This window comes from Shimia aestuarii (assembly GCF_900114635.1).
In the GTDB taxonomy this organism is placed as follows: Bacteria; Pseudomonadota; Alphaproteobacteria; order Rhodobacterales; family Rhodobacteraceae; genus Shimia; species Shimia aestuarii.
Window position 1 is genome coordinate 15470 of sequence record NZ_FOTQ01000012.1, and the last position, 17983, is coordinate 33452.

The 17983-nt window shown below is 61.2% G+C and carries 12 protein-coding genes; 9 read left to right on the plus strand and 3 right to left on the minus strand.

The window, feature by feature from the left end; genetic code table 11:
• Window positions 1-259 precede the first annotated feature (259 nt).
• From BMZ35_RS18830 to BMZ35_RS18840, 3 genes are all read left to right on the plus strand, one after another.
• Window positions 260-1279 carry a putative 2-aminoethylphosphonate ABC transporter substrate-binding protein gene (locus tag BMZ35_RS18830; RefSeq protein ID WP_093096469.1) on the plus strand — a complete coding sequence of 340 codons (1020 nt, stop codon included), beginning with the start codon at window positions 260-262 and terminating at the stop codon, window positions 1277-1279.
• A gap of 118 nt (window positions 1280-1397) precedes the next feature.
• Entirely contained in the window at window positions 1398-2549 is a 1152-nt protein-coding gene (locus BMZ35_RS18835; RefSeq protein WP_093096474.1) for a putative 2-aminoethylphosphonate ABC transporter ATP-binding protein, read from the plus strand.
• Window positions 2542-4551, plus strand: coding sequence for a putative 2-aminoethylphosphonate ABC transporter permease subunit (locus BMZ35_RS18840; protein ID WP_093096476.1), 2010 nt, complete (start codon window positions 2542-2544; stop codon window positions 4549-4551). The genes BMZ35_RS18835 and BMZ35_RS18840 overlap by 8 nt, the downstream gene beginning before the upstream one ends.
• 31 nt (window positions 4552-4582) lie before the next feature.
• Here the strand turns inward: BMZ35_RS18840 and BMZ35_RS18845 are convergent, their stop codons facing one another.
• Window positions 4583-5470, minus strand: a complete 888-nt coding sequence (locus BMZ35_RS18845; RefSeq protein ID WP_093096479.1) for a LysR substrate-binding domain-containing protein — start codon at window positions 5468-5470, stop codon at window positions 4583-4585.
• 115 nt (window positions 5471-5585) lie between these two features.
• Here BMZ35_RS18845 and BMZ35_RS18850 point away from each other — a divergent pair, with 115 nt between their 5' ends.
• From BMZ35_RS18850 to BMZ35_RS18875, 6 genes are all read left to right on the plus strand, one after another.
• Window positions 5586-6773 (plus strand): 2-aminoethylphosphonate--pyruvate transaminase, encoded by a 1188-nt coding sequence (locus BMZ35_RS18850; RefSeq protein ID WP_093096482.1) that lies wholly within the window; start codon window positions 5586-5588, stop codon window positions 6771-6773.
• A gap of 19 nt (window positions 6774-6792) precedes the next feature.
• Window positions 6793-8040, plus strand: coding sequence for a phosphonoacetate hydrolase (gene phnA, locus BMZ35_RS18855; RefSeq protein WP_093096485.1), 1248 nt, complete (start codon window positions 6793-6795; stop codon window positions 8038-8040).
• 13 nt (window positions 8041-8053) lie between these two features.
• Window positions 8054-9505 carry a phosphonoacetaldehyde dehydrogenase gene (gene phnY / locus BMZ35_RS18860; RefSeq protein WP_093096643.1) on the plus strand — a complete coding sequence of 484 codons (1452 nt, stop codon included), beginning with the start codon at window positions 8054-8056 and terminating at the stop codon, window positions 9503-9505.
• A gap of 68 nt (window positions 9506-9573) precedes the next feature.
• A complete protein-coding gene (gene pbfA / locus BMZ35_RS18865) occupies window positions 9574-10929 on the plus strand; it encodes a (R)-1-hydroxy-2-aminoethylphosphonate ammonia-lyase (RefSeq protein WP_093096488.1) in 1356 nt (451 codons plus the stop codon).
• An 88-nt stretch (window positions 10930-11017) separates the two neighbouring features.
• Window positions 11018-12697, plus strand: a complete 1680-nt coding sequence (locus BMZ35_RS18870; RefSeq protein WP_093096491.1) for a Na/Pi cotransporter family protein — start codon at window positions 11018-11020, stop codon at window positions 12695-12697.
• 28 nt (window positions 12698-12725) lie between these two features.
• A complete protein-coding gene (locus BMZ35_RS18875) occupies window positions 12726-13715 on the plus strand; it encodes a 2-hydroxyacid dehydrogenase (protein ID WP_093096494.1) in 990 nt (329 codons plus the stop codon).
• Window positions 13716-13778: 63 nt separating this feature from the next.
• On the opposite strand, the gene BMZ35_RS18880 is transcribed toward BMZ35_RS18875, so the two are convergent.
• The gene (locus BMZ35_RS18880) at window positions 13779-16988 is read right to left on the minus strand and encodes an efflux RND transporter permease subunit (RefSeq protein ID WP_093096496.1); all 3210 of its coding nucleotides are present in this window, start codon (window positions 16986-16988) and stop codon (window positions 13779-13781) included.
• Window positions 16981-17961 (minus strand): efflux RND transporter periplasmic adaptor subunit, encoded by a 981-nt coding sequence (locus BMZ35_RS18885; protein WP_093096500.1) that lies wholly within the window; start codon window positions 17959-17961, stop codon window positions 16981-16983. The genes BMZ35_RS18880 and BMZ35_RS18885 overlap by 8 nt, the downstream gene beginning before the upstream one ends.
• Window positions 17962-17983 lie beyond the last annotated feature (22 nt).

Consider the following 17983-nt stretch of genomic DNA (forward strand, 5'->3'; position numbering starts at 1 on the left):
GCGGAATGCCCGGATTTGTGGGGATTTCCCGGGTGGCTTGGCCTTCTATTTGCAAGTAATTATTGAGTATTTTCCGTATTTGGCGGTGAAGTCGATTTGAGGATTTACAGTCTTGATGCAGGCAATTTCATAGGCTGAGCTTATAATCCATTAGGAAAAAACGATTTCCCCTGATGTTGGAAAATTCACAGTCTCATCGTCACAGGTGGCGCCTGAGGTCGGATGGCCGGGCAAAACCGAACCAACAGAGGAGCAATCCATGAAAACAACGTCAAAAACCCTGACCATCGCGGCAGCCGCCGCCATTGCGGCCACAGGGGTCTTCGCGGAAACCGAGCTGACGGTCTATACCGCGTTCGAGGCAGAGGATCTCAAGCGGTACGCCGACACGTTCAACGAAGCGCATCCGGACATCAAGATCAACTGGGTACGCGACTCCACGGGCATCGTGACCGCGAAGCTTCTCGCGGAGAAAGACAATCCGCAGGCCGATGTTGTCTGGGGGCTGGCGGCAACGTCGTTACTGCTGCTCAAGAGCGAAGACATGCTGGAGCCCTACGCCCCCAAGGGTGTGGAGGCGCTCGATCCCAAATTCGTCGATTCCGACAACCCGCCCTACTGGGTCGGGCAGGACGCCTGGGCCGGCGCGATCTGCTACAACACGGTTGAGGCCGAGAAGAATGGCCTGACACCGCCGACGTCGTGGAAAGACCTGCATGACCCGATGTACAAGGGCCATATCATCATGCCCAACCCGAACTCGTCGGGCACCGGGTTCCTGGACGTTTCGAGCTGGTTGCAGATGTTTGGCGAAGAAGCCGGCTGGGACTACATGGACGGGCTGCACGAGAACATCGCGCGCTATACCCATTCCGGTTCCAAGCCCTGCAAACTGGCCGCTTCGGGTGAAATTCCGATCGGGATCTCCTTTGCGTTCCGTGGCGCCAAGTCGAAAGCCGCAGGCGCGCCGCTCGAAGTGATCGTGCCGAGCGAAGGTGTTGGCTGGGACATGGAAGCGGGCGGTATCATTGCCGGGACCGCGAACCTTGAGGCCGCGCAGACGCTTCTGGACTTTGCAGTGAGCACGAAGGCCATGGAAATGTACAATGTTGGCTATGCCATCATCGGCATACCAAGCCTTGCCAAGCCGGTCGAACATTTCCCCGACGGTCTGAAGGACGCCCTGATCGAGAACGATTTCGAATGGGCCGCCAACAACCGCGCGGCGATCCTGGCCGAGTGGCAGAGCCGCTACGACGGCAAGTCGGACCCCAAGTAAGACCTCTGTGCCGGCGGGGTTCCTCCCCCCTCGCCGGCCCCTTTTGCGCGGGCCGTGACGGCCTGCGCAACCTCCCATCCCATTCCCTTCCCGCCGAAAACGATCCGAGGCACTAATTATGAACGCGCTAAAATCGGCCCCCGTGCTTGCCCACGAAGTCCCGGCCAAAGACCCTTATCTGGAGATTTCCGATCTCTGGAAGTTGTACGGAGATTTCGTCGCGCTGCGCGACGTGTCGCTCAAAGTTGAAGAGGGCGAGTTCGTCTGTTTCCTGGGGCCGTCGGGCTGTGGCAAGACCACCCTGTTGCGCGCCATTGCGGGGCTTGACCTGCAGACACGCGGCACGGTCATCCAGAATGGACAGGACGTGTCGAACCTGCCGCCATCGCGCCGCGATTTCGGGATCGTGTTCCAGTCGTATGCCCTGTTCCCCAACCTGACCATTCGCAAGAATATCGCCTATGGGCTGGAAAACGCCGGGCGTAGCAAGGAAGAGATCACGGTACGCGTCACCGAGCTTCTGGACATGGTGGGCCTGAGCGAGCAGGGCAACAAGTATCCGGCGCAGCTTTCGGGCGGGCAACAGCAGCGGATCGCGCTGGCGCGCGCCATCGCCACGTCGCCGGGGCTGCTTTTGCTGGATGAACCTCTGTCGGCGCTGGATGCCAAGGTGCGTGTACATCTGCGTCACGAGATCAAGGAGCTTCAGCGCAAGCTGGGCGTCACGACCGTCATGGTGACACATGACCAGGAAGAGGCGCTGTCCATGGCGGACCGCATCGTGGTCATGAACCATGGCGTGATCGAGCAGGTGGGCGCTCCGACCGAGGTATACAAGAACCCGGCGTCACTTTTCGTCGCGGGTTTCATCGGCGAGATGAACCAGCTTGAAGCACAGATCCTGAGCGAAAACCGTCTGCGCATCGGCAAGCATGAATTCGAGTGCCGCGACCATGACTTTGATCCAGGCACAACCGTCGTTGCGGCGATCCGCCCGGATGACGTGGTGCCGCACGGGTCGGATTTCGTGCCGGACGCAGGCGCGAAGAACTGTGAGCTGGTGCGTATCGGGGACATGGAGTTCCTCGGGTCGTTCTGGCGCTGCCACCTGATCAGCGATGACTTCCACGGTGCCGAACTGATCGCGGACTTCTCGGTCAACGCAGTGCGCCGCCTGTCGCTGGCCACCAGGCAGGAGATCCATGTGGAGCTGCCGCGCGAAAACCTGATTGCATTCGCGCCCGAGGCACAAGGGGGCGACGATGACTGACGCCGCCACTCTTCCGCCCGGACGGGACGTGAAACCACGCCTGAGCCGAGATGACGTGATGATGCGATCATGGATGATCGTGATCGCTCTTTACCTTGTCGTGACGCTGGTGTTTCCGCTTTATGCGATGCTGTCCAAGTCGTTCTCGACCTATCATTTTGATCTCGGCCAGTTCGAGTTCCAGGTTTCGGACGACGATGGCGTCTTTGCGACCGATCCGGTTCTGGCCAGCACGCTGAACGATCAACTGGGCGTGTTCGGCGAAGCCGATCTGCGCGCGGGCAGTGACGGGCGCCTTCCGGCCACCAAGCTGTTCCCGGATTTCAGCTTTCGCAGTTCGAAGATGTATCGCGTGCGCGGGACCAGTGACGAGGCGGTCTATCTTGTCGGGTCGACGCGTCACAGCGGGACCGCGTGGCAGGAGCTGGATTCCAACACCTTCCGCCGGGTGCAGATGCGCCCCGTGTCGGGGACAGGCTTTGGCAACTTTGTCACCTATTTCTCGACACCGGCGCTTTCAAACTCGATCAAGAATTCGCTTGTGATCTCGACCATTGCGACCGTGTTGACGGTGACGTTGGCCTTTGGATTTGCCTATGCGCTCAACCGGTCCTGCCTGCGGTTCAAGGGGGCGTTCCGCATCATCGCCATGGCGCCGATCCTCGTGCCGTCGCTGTTGCCCGGTATCGCGCTGGTTTACCTGTTCGGTAATCAGGGCATGCTGAAGGAATTGCTGATGGGGCAGAGCATCTATGGCCCGATCGGTATCCTGATCGGATCCGTGTTCTTTACCTTTCCGCATGCGTTCCTGATCCTGTCGACAGCGCTGGCGATCTCGGATGCGCGGCTTTACGAGGCCGCCGACAGCCTTAAGACCTCGCCGTGGAAAACCTTCTGGACGGTGACGATCCCCGGCGCACGGTACGGCATCATCTCGGCAACTTTCGTGGTCTTCAACCTTGTCATCACCGATTTTGGCTTGCCCAAGGTGATTGGCGGACAATTCAATGTTCTGGCGGTCGACATCTACAAGCAGGTGATCGGGCAACAGAACTTTGAAATGGGCGCGGTGGTGTCGGTTGTCCTGCTGATCCCGGCGGTCTTTGCCTTTGCCATCGACCGTATCGTGCAGCGCCGCCAGGTGGCGCAGCTGTCGGCGCGGTCGGTGCCTTATGAGCCCAAACCGCAGAAGGGGCGGGACCGGGTCGCGATGATCTACTGCTCGGTCATCGGCGTCTTCATCATCGGGCTGCTGGCCATCTGCCAGTATGCGGCCTTGATTAAGTTCTGGCCCTATGACCTGTCACTGAGCCTGAACAACTATCAGTTCGACCTGATGGACGGGGGCGGCTGGGGCAGCTATTTCAACTCGATCAAGCTGGGGCTTCTGACGGCGATTGTCGGCACGGGTGTCGTGTTCTTCGGGGCCTATCTTGTGGAAAAGGCAAACGGGTTCGAAATGGGGCGCGGCTTTTTCCAGATGGTTGCGATGCTGCCGATGGCGGTGCCGGGGATGGTGCTGGGCCTGGCCTACATCTTCTTCTTCAACAACCCGGCCAACCCGCTGAACGCGATTTACGGCACCATGGCCATTCTCGTGGTCTGCACAGTCACGCACTTTTACACGGTGTCCCACCTGACGGCCGTGACCGCGCTCAAGCAGATGGATCGTGAGTTTGAATCGGTGTCGGCGTCGTTGAAACAGCCCACGATGAAGCTTTTCCGGCGTGTGACCGTGCCGGTGTGCTTGCCTGCGCTGCTGGACATCTCGATCTACCTGTTCGTGAACGCGATGACGACGGTTTCGGCGGTGGTGTTCCTGTATTCGCCCAAGACGGCGCTGGCTTCGATCGCGGTTTTGAACATGGATGATGCCGGGGATATCGCCCCCGCTGCGGCGATGGGCATGATGATCTTCTACACGAATGCCGCGGCGCGGATCATACACCTGCTCGTCTCACGCGGGTTGCTGACGCGCACCCAGGCCTGGCGGTTCCGCTAGAAAGTTTCGCTTGGGGGGCGGGCGGTTCGGATTACTCCGGGCCGCCCGTTTCCGTTGAGAGGTAGCGGTTGGCCAGATCCATGAAGGACCGGATGACACGGACCTCGCCGCGCTGGGCCAGGTGAACGATGGATTCCGGCATGCGGGTGTCGACGTTCAGGATGGGGATTTGCTCGATCCGGTCGTCGTGGCTGTATTCCGCTTCGGACACGAAGCCGATACCGCCGCCGGACAGAACAATGGACCGCACCGCCTCGCGCCCCTCGGCCACGATGGCGGGTTCCAGCGCCACGCCGAGCTTTGCCGCCTCGTCGACGACCATTTGACGAGTCCGGGACCGCTCTTCGCGGAAAATGAGCGGGTATTGCGCGATTTGCTGCATGGTCATGCCCGCAGCGCCCTCTTTGAGAGTGCCGCGTCGGGCAAAGGCGATGATCTCGCTCGCGCCGATGCTGAGCGAGGTCAGTTCGCGGGAGGTGGGAACCTGCCCGACCACGCCGATTTCGGCGTTGTACTGGCGCAGCTGGTCAAGGATTTCCTCGGAGTTGCCCGAGCGCAGTGAAATCCGCACATTGGGATAATTGGCCCGGAATTTTGCGAGCACGTCGGTGACGTGCTGGGCGGAGTCCGCGACGATGCGCAATTCTCCTGATACAGCGGCGTTTCGTTCAGACAGGTATTCGCCGATCTGCGTTTCGATGTCGAAATACTGCTTGGTCAGGTGAAACAGCTCTTCGCCCGCGCTTGTCAGGACAACCTGTCGTTTCTTGCGTTCGAACAGCAGGACATCATTTTCGACTTCGAGATTCTTGACCTGTTCCGACACTGCCGGCTGGGTCAGGTGCAGAACCTCGGCAGCCTTCGAAAAGCCGCCAAGATGCGCGACGTAGTGAAAGGCTCTGAGCTGGCTGTGGCGCATGGGAAGGGCTCACTTTTTTGGATAGGGTTGACCTATACATAAATCACAATTTTCAATTTCTCATATGACGCAAGGCTTGGCAATTTGTTTTCAGAACAGTTTGGGAATCAAAGCCATGACCAGCCAAAAAACTCCGATTGCACCTCCGAAGCTTGGCGAGCCGTACCTGCTGACGCCGGGTCCGTTGACCACGGCCTATGAAACCAAGGAAGCGATGCTGCGCGACTGGGGCAGCTGGGACGGCGATTTTCGGGCCATGACGGCCGAGATGCGCACCCGCCTGCTGGACATGCTTGGGCCCGGTAAAGAAGAGTTCGACTGTGTCCCGATGCAGGGCAGCGGGACCTTTGCAGTCGAGGCCATGCTGGGATCGCTCACAGCGCGGGATAGCAAGATCCTTGTTCTGGCCAACGGGGCTTATGGTCAGCGCTCTGCCAAGACGCTTGCTTATCTGGGGCGCGATCACGTGGTTCTGGACAAGGGGGATTACCTGCCGCCGCGTGGTGACGAGGTCGCGCAGATCCTGGCAGATGATCCGGCGATCACCCATGTCGTGGCTATTCATTGCGAAACCTCGTCGGGCATTCTGAACCCGGTTGGGGAAATCTCGGACGCGGTCTATGCCGCTGGACGCAAGCTGCTGATCGACTCGATGTCGGCCTTTGGCGCGATCGAGCTGCGCCCGTCGGAAGTGCGGTTCGAGGCTTTGGTGTCGTCCGCGAACAAGTGCATCGAGGGTGTGCCGGGGTTCGGCTTCGTGCTGGCGCGCAAATCCGAGCTGGAAGCGGCCAAGGGCAACTGCCAGTCTTTGAGCCTGGATGTGCATGATCAGTGGGCGCACATGGAAAAGACGGGGCAGTGGCGGTTTACCCCCCCGACCCACGCGGTGGCGGCCTTCCTGACGGCGCTGCGCGCCCATGAAGCGGAAGGTGGCGTGGCCGGTCGCGGTGGTCGTTACACCGCCAACCGGGACACGCTGGTGGCGGGCATGCGCGACATCGGGCTTGAGACGCTGTTGCAGGATCGCTGGCTGAGCCCGATCATCGTGACGTTCTTCTGCCCGGATGATCCGAAGTTCAGCTTTGACCGTTTCTACGACCTGATGAAAGCGAAGAACTTCATCATCTACCCCGGCAAATTGACCATTGTCGACAGCTTCCGTGTCGGCTGTATTGGCCAGATGGATGAGCACGTGATGCGGCAGGTTGTCGAGGCAACACGTGAAACACTGAATGAAATGGGCGTGACCAACGCCGCGCCCCCGGAAATTGCAATCAAGGAACGCGCCAAGCTGGCGGCCTGAGACGAAAAAAGGAACCACCATGACCATTCACACCCCCGTCGAAGCGAACGAGCGCGTATACCCGACCCCCAAGGTGCCCGCCGTGGCGATCTGCCTGGATGGCTGCGAGCCGGAATACCTGGATGTGGCCATTGCCAAGGGGCTGATGCCCAACCTCAAGCGCATGCGCGAGGAAGGCACGGACCGGCTGGCGCATTCGGTGATCCCGTCCTTCACCAACCCCAACAACTTGTCGATTGCCACCGGGCGTCCTCCGATCGTGCACGGCATCTGCGGCAACTACCTGATCGACCCGGATACGGGCGAAGAAGTGATGATGAACGACGTGCGCTTCCTGCGCGCGCCGACGATCTTTTCGCAGTTCTACGATGCGGGGTTCCGGGTTGCGATGGTGACCGCCAAGGACAAGCTGCGCGCCTTGCTGGGGGCGGGTCTGAAGTTTGACGAAGACCGCGCAGTTGCGTTTTCGTCGGAGCGGTCCGGGGAAACGACCAAGGCGGACCACGGTATCGACAACGCGTCGGAGTGGCTGGGCATGGAAGTGCCCGAGGTCTATTCGGCAGAGCTTAGCGAGTTTGTCTTTGCTGCCGGTGTGAAGCTGCTCAAAGAGTTCAAACCGGACGTGATGTATCTTTCGACCACCGACTACATTCAGCACAAGTTTGCCCCCGAGCAGCAGGGCGCGCTCGACTTTTATGCGATGTTCGATCGCTATCTTGGCGAGCTGGACGCGCTGGGCGCAGCCATTGTCGTGACTGCGGACCACGGCATGAAGCCCAAGCACCATGCCGACGGCACGCCGAACGTGATCTATGCGCAGGACCTTCTGGACGTGTGGCTGGGCAAGGACGAGGCCCGCGTGATCCTGCCGATCACCGACCCCTATGTGGTTCACCACGGAGCGTTGGGCTCGTTTGCCACGGCCTACCTTCCGGAAGAGGCGGATCGCGCCAAGGTCATGGAGAAGCTGCGCGCGCAGAAGGGCATCACCCATGTCCTGACCAAGGAAGAGGCGATTGAACGGTTCGAGCTTCCGGGCGACCGGATCGGTGATATCGTGATGGTGTCGGGAGAAAATATCTGCATCGGCACTTCGGAGCATCGCCACGACCTTGCCGCGTTGAAAGAGCCGCTGCGCAGCCACGGTGGTCTGACCGAGCAGGAAGTCCCGTTCATCGTCAACCGCAAGGTCGACCTGCCGTCGAACCCGGCCGAACTGCGCAACTTCGATGCATTCTTCTATGCCACGACCGCGGCGGCGCTTTGAGATGGACGGCGTCATGACCGAAAGTGAAATCCGCAACGAGGGCATGCGCATCGGTGGCGAGGTCGTCTTTACGGACGACGTCGTACCGGTGCACTATCCCTACACCAACGAGGTGGTTGGGACGGTTCCGGCGGGCAAGGCCGAACACGCCGCACGCGCGTTCGAGATTGCCGCCAACTACAAGTCGACACTCAGCCGCTATGAACGCAGTCAGATTCTCACCCGCGCGGGTGAACTGATTGGCGAGAAACGCGACTGGCTGGCGAAATGGCTGACGCTGGAACTTGGCATCTGTCACCAACACGCGATCTACGAGACCAAGCGGGCGCAGGATGTGTTTGGCTTTGCCGCGCAGATGGCGCTGGTGGATGATGGCGAGATTTTCTCGTGCGATCTCACGCATAACGGCAAAGAGCGCAAGATCTTTACCAAGCGCGAGCCGGTGCGGGCGATTTCGGCCATCACGCCGTTCAACCATCCGCTCAACATGGTCAGCCACAAGATCGCGCCCGCAGTGGCTACCAATAACTGTGTTGTCTGCAAGCCGACCGAGCTGACCCCGCTCACGGCGATTGCGCTGGCGGACATTCTCTATGAGGCGGGCTTGCCGCCCGAGATGTTCCAGATCGTGACCGGGTGGCCGCAGGACATCGGCGAAGAGATGATGCTCAACGACAATATCGACATCATCACCTTCACGGGCGGCGTGCCCGTGGGCAAGCTGATTGCGTCGAAGGCGGGGTACAAGCGGCTGGCGCTGGAACTGGGCGGGAATGATCCGCTGATCGTTCTGAATGATCTGGAAGATGCGGATCTCGACAAGGCCGCGACCATTGCCGTGGCCGGGGCCACTGGCAACTCGGGTCAGCGGTGCACCGCCGTCAAGCGCATCCTTGTGCAGGAAAGCGTCGCGGACAGGTTCGTGCCGCTGGTTCTGGAAAAGGCCAAGGCGCTCAAATTCGGCGATCCGATGGACCCGGAAACCCAGCTGGGCTGCGTGGTGCACGAGCAAGCGGCGGAGCTGTTTGAAAAGCGCGTCTACATGGCCGAGGAAGAAGGGGCCAAGATTCTCTATCACCCGGGGCGCCAGGGCGCGTTGTTGCCGCCCATCGTCGTGGATCACGTGCGCCATGACAGCGAGCTGGTGATGGAAGAGACCTTTGGCCCGATCGTGCCGATCGTGCGGGTGCCGGATGATGACGTTGAAGTCATGCGGATTTCCAACTCGACCCAGTTCGGTCTGTCTTCGGGGGTTTGCACCAACGATCTCAACCGCGCGATTGCCTATATCAACGGGCTCGACGTTGGCACCTGCAACATCTGGGAACAGCCCGGCTACCGGATCGAGATGTCCCCCTTCGGTGGCATCAAGGACAGTGGCAACGCGGTCAAGGAAGGCGTGCAGGAAGCGATGAAATTCTTCACCAACCAGAAGACTTATTCGTTGCCGTGGCCGGGGGCGTGAGCAGCCCGCAATAAATGAAAAACCGAAGAGCGCGGGCCGCTGGGAGCCCGCGCAACACAGGGGGCACAATGGCTGTAAATCTCGTTCACACGGAAGGTGAGTCCAATACTTCCGACGCCCGCCGCGCATGGGCAGACAAGGCTGTTGGCCCGAAATCTGCCCCGCTTCTGGCGCGGGATGCGGATGCGTTCCTTCACCAGAGCCTGTCGAGCCCTTGCGTGAGCACGATCGAAAAGGCCGAAGGCATATGGATCACCGACCGTGACGGGCGGGTGTTCATGGATTTTCATGGCAACTCGGTGCATCACATCGGCTATGGGCACCCCAAGGTCGTCGCGGCGATCAAGGATCAGCTCGATACGCTGCCCTTTGCGCCGCGCCGGTTCACCAACGAGCCCGCTGTTGCGCTGGCCGAGAAACTCGCCGCCATTGCGCCAGGTGAACTTGGCAAGGTTCTGTTCACCACCGGCGGGTCGGACGCCAACGAAGTTGCGCTCAAGATCGCGCGGGCGGCGACCGGGCGGTTCAAGACAATTTCGTTCTGGGATTCCTTTCACGGGGCGGGCTTTGGCGCGGCTTCGGTCGGTGGCGAGGCGACGTTCCGCAGCCATATCGCGGGGCCGCTTTTGCCGGGGACCGAGCATGTCGCGCCCTTTGCCTGTTATCGCTGCCCCTATGGGCACGCCGGGCCGGAGAGCTGCGGGTTGGCCTGTGCAAACATGGTTGATTTCGTGCTCGAGCGGGAAGGCGATGTTGCCGCCGTGATCGCCGAGCCGATGCGCGCCGTGCCTTACGTGCCGCCGCCGGGGTTCTGGAAGGCGGTGCGCGAGGCCTGCAATCGCCGGGGCGCCCTGTTGATCATGGATGAGATTCCGACGGGGTTAGGGAAGACCGGACGCATGTTCGCCTTTGAACATGACGACATCATTCCCGACATCGTGACCATGGGCAAGGCGCTTGGCGGGGGCATTCTTCCCATTGCGGCCTGTATCGCGCGCAAATCTCTGGATGTGTGCGGTGATTTCGCGATTGGTCACTACACCCACGAGAAGAACCCGGTCACGACGCGCGCCGCGTTGGCGACCATTGAGGTGATCGAGGAAGAAGGGCTGGTGGAGCGCGCCGCCGAGATCGGAGAGATCGCGATGGGGCGTCTGCGGGACGAGCTGGCGCATGTGCCCATCGTGGGCGATATCCGCGGGCGCGGCACCATGTTCGGCGTCGAGATTGTCACGGATCGCGCAACACGCGAACCGGGCCATGCGCTTGCGGAACAGATCTATTACGCCTGTCTGGAAGGCGGGGTCAGTTTCAAGATCAGCCAAGGCTGCGTGTTGACCCTGTCACCGCCGATGACGATCTCGGATGAAGACCTTCACAAGGCGCTGGGTGTCGTCATCGCGTCGATCAAGGCCGCAATTTGACTGTGCTTTTTGCGAATTGCATCAGATAATGGCCGTTCGAACCCACCCGAACGCGGGTAGAGATTATTGACGGCAGGAGCCTGACCCCATGGATATCATCCGTTTCCTGATCAGTCTTGCCGGGGCCACGATGCTGTTGCTGTTTGCGGTGCGCATGGTGCGCACGGGGATCGAGCGAAGTTTCGGGGCGTCGTTCCAGAGGTTGCTGACCTCGAACAACAGCCTTGTCGGTGCGGCCACGGTGGGGATTGCGCTGGCGATCGTCTTGCAGAGTTCGGCGGCCGTGGCGTTGCTGGCGACCGGGTTCTCTGCCGGGGGCTACATGAGTTTTGCGACCGCGTTGGCGGTGGTGCTCGGGGGCGATCTGGGCTCGGCGCTGGTGATCCAGGTGCTGTCTTTCCGGCTGGATTGGCTGGTGCCGGTGCTGCTGGCCTTTGGCGGGTGGATGTTCGTCAAGGTCGAGCAGAAACGCTGGCGTCAGCTTGGGCGAATCCTCATGGGGGTGGCGTTCATTCTGATTTCGCTGCGCTTTCTGCGCGAGGCGATGGACCCGATCCGCGACAGCGCCTTTCTGCCCGCGATCTCGAACTACCTCGCACAGGATTACGTGACCGCGTTCATCGTTGGCGCGGTGCTGGCCTTTGTGATGCATTCCAGCGTGGCCGCGATCCTGATGTGCGTGACCCTTGTGCAGATTGGCGCGCTGCCCTTTGCGGCGGGACTTTCTCTGGTGTTGGGCGCCAATTTCGGAAGTGCCTTCATTCCGGTCTGGCTGAGCCGGGGACAGCCGGTGTCGGCGCGGCGGATTCCGTATGCCAACCTTGGATTGCGCGGCAGTCTCGCCAGTCTGGCGTTGGTGATTTTGAACACCCTGTTCGATCCCGCCATGCTGATCATCGCGTCCCCGGCGCAGTCACTGATCTATGCACATATCGGGTTCAACCTTGTGCTTCTGGTATTGGCCCTGCCGGTGTGCCGTCTTTTGGAGACGCCAGTGCGGCAGCTTTTCCCGGACCCGCAGACGGCGCAGGAACATGACCCGACCAAGGATGTACCCGGCGCGGCGCTAGACCCCGAGGCGGTGGACCGTCCTGCGCGCGCGATTGCCTGCATCAAGCAGGAACTTCTGCGTATGACCGAGCGTGTCGAGGGCATGTTCCGTCCCGTCCTCAGCATTTACGAAGACACTGACCCGCAAAGCATCGCGGCAGTGCGTGCCCGAGATCTCGAGGTAAATGACAGCCTTGCCAGCATCCGGGACTATGTCGCGTCCATTCCGCGCAAGACCTGCTCGAAGGCCGAGTTGAAGACCATCCGGGGGTTGATGGAATATGCCATCCGGCTTGAAACGGCGGGGGACGTCGTGGCCAAACGCCTGACCGCGATTGCCGAGGAAAGACGCGAGGCCGGCGCACGGTTTTCGCGCGAGGGCTGGTCGGAATTGATCCGCATTCAGGAATCCATCCTGGCCAATCTGCGCCTTGCCAAGAATGTGCTCTTGTCGGATGACCTTGAGAGTGCGCGCCTGTTGATGACCGAGAAGACCGAGGTGAAACGGTTGGAATACACGAGCCGCAAGCGCCACCTGAAACGGCTTCAGAACGGGGACCGGGACAGCATGCAATCAAGCGACATGCATCTGGAGACGATCCGCGCGTTCCGCGAATTCAACAGCCATATTGCGGCTGTGGCCTATCCGATCCTGTACCGCAACGGACAACTGCTCGAAACGCGGTTGATCGAGGATATGGAGCCGGCAGAAAGCTGATCCGGGCAAGGGAGGTCCTGCCAAGCCGATGAAGATTGTTCGAACCGACTGCGAGCTGGAGACGCCGCTCGTCGACAAGGCGCTGCGCGAGGCGGGGCATGAGCTGGTCTTGTTGCCCGATGGGGTGTCGCAGGATGAGCTGATCGCCGCTGTGCGCGATGCCGAAATTTTGCTGATGTGCTATACGCCGGTACCGCGCGCGGTGATCGAAGCCGCGCCCAAGCTGCGTGGGATCGTGAAATACGGCGTGGGTATTGATGCCATCGACACGGTGGCGGCCCATGAACACGGCGTGAGTGTCGTCAATATCCCCGAATACGCCGAGGAAACCGTGGCCGAGGGGGCGTTTGCGCTCATGATCGCTTTGGCCAAGCGGCTTCCGGCACTGCGGGACGAGATGAATCGGGCGGGGTGGACATGGCCCGAGTCGCGCTGGCTGGGGTCGGATATTGCCGGGCAGACGGTGGGGATCGTCGGATTTGGCAAGATCGGGCGCAGCATGGCGCGCATGGCTGGGCAGGGATTCCGGGCCAACGTGATCGCCTTTGATCGGCGCGCGAGCGCGGAGGAGATGCGGTCTCTGGGTGTCACCAAGGTCGACAGTCTTGAGGCGCTGGCGGCGCAGTCGGATTTCGTCACGATACACGCGACGCTTTCGGCGGAGTCCCGTGGCATGTTCGGCGCAAACCAAATTGCCGCGATGAAGCCGACCGCCTTTCTGATCAACACTGCGCGGGGGGCCATCGTTGATGAGACGGCGCTTGCCCATGCCATTCTTGAAGGCCGGATCGCGGGGGGCGGGCTTGACGTGTTTTCACAAGAGCCGTTGAACCGGGCAGATCATCCGCTGAAAGACCTGTTCGACCTGCCGAATGTCATCCTGTCGCCGCACCTGACATTCTATACCCGACAAGCCATGGAGCGGCTTGAGACCGAGACCTTGGAGCGTTGTTTCGAGTTGATTGAGGGGCGGGAGGTGTTGATCAAGTCAAGCGACCCGCGCTTGCAGGTCCGGTAGCAGGGGCGTTTTCAACGGGCTTGCCCGCCCCTTGCCGCGTAGCGACAGGGGCGGGTTTTGGCGTCAGGTCTTGAAGACCCGGTAGATCGCAGGGATCACCAGCACCGTAAGCAGGGTGGAGCTGAGCAAACCGAAGAGCAGCGAAATTGCCAGCCCTTGGAAGATCGGGTCAAACAGGATCACACCGGCCCCGATCATGGCGGCGATGGCCGTCAGGAGGATGGGTTTAAAGCGGATGGCGCCCGCGTCGATCAGGATATCCAGCTCGGATTTCCCGTCGCGGTCCGCATGGCGGATGAAATCGACCAGCAGTATCGAGTTGCGCACGATGATCCCGGCCAGCGCGATGAACCCGATCATCGACGGGGCCGAGAAGGGCGCGTTCAGCCACCAGTGCCCAAGCATGATCCCGAGAAAGGTCAGCGGAACCGGCGTCAGCACCACCAGCGGCAGGCGGAACGACCCGAACTGTGCCACGACAAGGATGTAGATCCCCAGAAGTGCGACGGCAAAGGCAGCGCCCATATCGCGGAAAGTGATTGCCGTGACCTCCCATTCACCATCCCAAAGCAGGGTCGGGTGGCTTTCGTCGGTGGGTTGCCCGAGAAGCTTGATCTGCGGTTTCTGCCCCTCGGGCCAGTCCATCCGGTCCAGCGCGTCGGACACGGCCATCATGCCATACAGCGGGCTTTCATAGGTGCCGGCCAGCTCGGCCATGACCATTTCGGCGGCGCGGCCATTGTGGCGGAAAATCGGGAATGAGGCGTATTCTTCGGAGATTTCGACCACGTCGCCCAGTTCGACCACGCCCCGCGCACCGGGCAGTACGTTGGCCGGAACGGGGGTGGACAGGAAGCGTTCGTCCATGACCCGGTCGGATTTGTCACGTTCGACACGGATCGGGATGGGGTAGCGCCCTTCGCCCCGGTGGGAATAGCCCACGACCGACCCATGGTTGAGTAGGGCGAGCGTCGAGAACACATCTTGTTCCTGCACCCCGAAGAATTCGAGCTGGTCCGGGGAAATGCTGGCGCGCAGCTTGCGGGGCTGTTCGCCGAAACTGTCATCCACGTCGACGATGAAGGGCACGCTTTCGAACGCGGCGCGAATCTTGCGGGCGGTGTCGCGGCGGGTTTCCAGGTCAGGGCCATAAACCTCGGCCAGAAGCGTGGAAATGACTGGCGGTCCGGGGGGCGGCTCGACCGTCTTGAGGCTGGTACCGGCAGGCAGGTCGAGCGTGTTCAGACGTTCACGGATATCGAGCGCGATATCGTGGCTGGTCCGGTCGCGGTGATGCTTGGCATCAAGGTTGATCTGGACATCGCCCAGATGGGGGCGTTCACGCAGGTAGTAGTGGCGCACAAGCCCGTTGAAGTTGAACGGTGCGGCGTCGCCCGCATGGGTTTGCACGGAAAGGACCTCGGGCAGGTCGAGAACGGCGTTGGCAACCTGTTGCGCCACCGCATCCGTCGCTTCGACCGCGCTGCCTTCGGGCATGTCGATGACCACCGACAGTTCGGATTTGTTGTCGAAGGGGAGCAGTTTGACGGTCACATCCTTGGTGTAGAGCATGGCGAGCGAGCCAAAGGACAGGCCCGCCGCGACCAGCAGAAACAGACCGCTGCGCCCCTTGGAGGCCAGAACCGGTTTTGCGACGGCGGCATAGGCGCGCCCGAGCGCGCCGCCGGAATGGGCGCCCGCGTCGTCATGATGGGCCGGGGCCTTGCCGCTGACCTTGACCATCAGCCATGGGGTGATGATCACCGCGACGAAAAAGGAAAAGATCATCGCTGCGGAGGCATTGACCGGGATCGGGCTCATGTAGGGACCCATGAGGCCGGACACGAAGAGCATCGGCAGAAGGGCGGCCACCACGGTCAGGGTGGCGACGATGGTGGGATTGCCAACCTCGGCCACGGCGCGAACCGCCTTGGTCACGCGGTCGCTCTTGTCCGGCATGCCCCAGTGGCGCGCAATATTCTCGATCACCACGATGGCGTCATCGACAAGGATGCCGATGGAAAAGATCAGTGCAAAGAGCGACACGCGGTTCAGCGTGTATCCAAGAACCCAGGCTGCAAAGAGGGTCAGCAGGATCGTCACCGGAATGACGATGGCCACGACGATGCTTTCGCGCCAGCCAATGGCGATCAGCACAAGGCCGACGATTGAAATCGTTGCGAGGCCGAGGTGGAACAGCAGCTCGTTGGCCTTTTCGTCCGCCGTCTCACCATAGTCGCGGGTCACGGCGATTTCGATGCTATCCGGGATCAGCTTCCCTTCGAGCGCATGGACAGAATGCAGGATTTCCTCGGCCACGAGCACAGCGTTGGCCCCGGCACGCTTGGCCAGGGCAAGGGTGACGGCGGGAGCCCGGTGCAGGTCGCCGTTTTCATCCCTTGTGACGTTGGAGACGATCTTTTCCGCGCCATTGGCGACAAAGGACACGTCGGCCACGTCACGCACATAGACGGGCCGGTTGTCGCGCGAGGTCAGCAACAGGTTGCCGATTTCGGAAGGCGTTTTCAGGGTCTCTCCGGCGACGAGCATGATCTGTTGGCCCTGATCGCGCACCATACCGGTCGAGAAGGAGGTGTTCGCGCCCTGCACCTTGCCGGCAAGCTGTTGCAGGGTCACGCCGTAAAGCGCCAGCCTTTCGGGATCGGGGGCGATGCGGATGGCTTCGTCGGTTTCGCCGACGATATAGGTAAAGCCCACGTCGCCGATCTTGGCCAGTTCCACCTGCAGCTCGCGCGCGACGCGGGTGAGATCGTTGGCGGTGATGTTCTTGGCGTCATGGCGAGGGGTCAGCGTCAGCGACACGATGGCGACGTCATCAATTCCGCGCCCGACGATCAGGGGCTCGTCGATGCCGACCGGAATACGATCCATGTTCGCGCGGATTTTTTCGTGCACGCGCAGGATTGCCGTATCCGAGGAGGTGCCCACGATGAAGCGGGCGGTGATCATGGCATAGTCGTCCTGGGTCTGGGAGTAGACATGTTCGACCCCGTTCAGGCTCTTGACGATGCTCTCGACCGGTTCGGTGATCAGCTTGACGGCATCCTGGGCCTGAAGGCCGGGGGCCTGGATATGGATGTCGACCAGCGGCACCGAGATCTGCGGTTCTTCTTCTCGGGGCAGGCTGACCAGTGCGACAAGCCCGACCGCCAGCGCGGCAAGGATCATCAGCGGCGTCAGGGCGGATTGGATGAACGCCTTGGTCAGGCCACCGGCGATCCCCAGCGGCGTTTTGACGGGTTCATTACTCATGGCCGATCACCAGGGTTTCGTCCGGTCCCAGACCTGACAGGATTTCAATAACGGTGGCCCCGTCAAGCAGATGGGTTTCGCCGACCACGACGGTTCTTTCGATCGGTTCGCCCCCGGAGGTCCGGATCGTCACGAAATCAAGCCCCATGCGGGAATGCACGGCGTTCAGCGGCACGACGACCGCACTGTTGGAGCCAACCGGCAGGCGCACCAGAACGCGGGCATCGACGAAGTCGGTGTCCAGTTCGGGCACATCGACATCCGCGATCATGCGGCCGTTTTCGATCAGCGGGTAAATCTTGGCCAGCGTTCCGCGCAGTTCCGAGCCGTCGCTGCCGATCAGGATCTGGTCCCCCTGTTTGAGGGTGCCGGCATGGCGTTCAGGCACGGCCAGTCGCAGGAAAAATCCGCCGCCGCCAATCACGGCAACGGGCTCGCCGGGCATGATCACGGAACCGGCGGTGACCGGCACCTGAAGCACGCGGCCCGTCATCGGGGCGAGCACGGCGCCCTCGGCAATGCGTTGCAGCAGAACGTCACGCTCGGCGCCAACCGTGTCGATTCGGCCCTGCAGAACTTCGACCTCGGTGCGCAGCCCGTCGACCCTCTGGGCGGTGGTCACGCCCTGTTTCAGGAGGTTTTCTCCGCGGGCCAGTTCGCTTTGCGCGTTTTCGAGCTGGGACGCCAAAGACCGCGCCTGCGAGTCGATCGCTTCCATTTGAAGGCGCAGCTTCTCGTCCTTGACCAGTCCGATGATGTCGTCTTTCTGGACGGTATCCCCTTCGGATACCTTGATTTCATCCAAAGTGCCGCCAAGGCGGCTTCGGGCGGGCACGCGATCACGGGTTTCGATGCGGGCAAAGACGGCTTTCCATTCCGGCACCTCGGCGATGCGGGATGTTTCCGCGACAGCGTGAAACGGCCATGCGGCGGACAGCAGCGCAAGCATGGACATCACTTTCAAGGCTTTCATCTATACGCCCTCCGATCTGGTG

Coding starts and splice junctions, on each gene's coding strand:
- BMZ35_RS18835 (WP_093096474.1), top strand. CDS start 1,398: ATGAACGCGCTAAAATCGGCCCCCGTGCTTGCCCACGAAGTCCCGGCC.
- BMZ35_RS18870 (WP_093096491.1), top strand. CDS start 11,018: ATGGATATCATCCGTTTCCTGATCAGTCTTGCCGGGGCCACGATGCTG.
- BMZ35_RS18875 (WP_093096494.1), top strand. CDS start 12,726: ATGAAGATTGTTCGAACCGACTGCGAGCTGGAGACGCCGCTCGTCGAC.
- BMZ35_RS18885 (WP_093096500.1), bottom strand. CDS start 17,961: ATGAAAGCCTTGAAAGTGATGTCCATGCTTGCGCTGCTGTCCGCCGCA.
- phnY (WP_093096643.1), top strand. CDS start 8,054: ATGACCGAAAGTGAAATCCGCAACGAGGGCATGCGCATCGGTGGCGAG.
- BMZ35_RS18840 (WP_093096476.1), top strand. CDS start 2,542: ATGACTGACGCCGCCACTCTTCCGCCCGGACGGGACGTGAAACCACGC.
- BMZ35_RS18880 (WP_093096496.1), bottom strand. CDS start 16,988: ATGAGTAATGAACCCGTCAAAACGCCGCTGGGGATCGCCGGTGGCCTG.
- pbfA (WP_093096488.1), top strand. CDS start 9,574: ATGGCTGTAAATCTCGTTCACACGGAAGGTGAGTCCAATACTTCCGAC.
- BMZ35_RS18850 (WP_093096482.1), top strand. CDS start 5,586: ATGACCAGCCAAAAAACTCCGATTGCACCTCCGAAGCTTGGCGAGCCG.
- BMZ35_RS18845 (WP_093096479.1), bottom strand. CDS start 5,470: ATGCGCCACAGCCAGCTCAGAGCCTTTCACTACGTCGCGCATCTTGGC.
- BMZ35_RS18830 (WP_093096469.1), top strand. CDS start 260: ATGAAAACAACGTCAAAAACCCTGACCATCGCGGCAGCCGCCGCCATT.
- phnA (WP_093096485.1), top strand. CDS start 6,793: ATGACCATTCACACCCCCGTCGAAGCGAACGAGCGCGTATACCCGACC.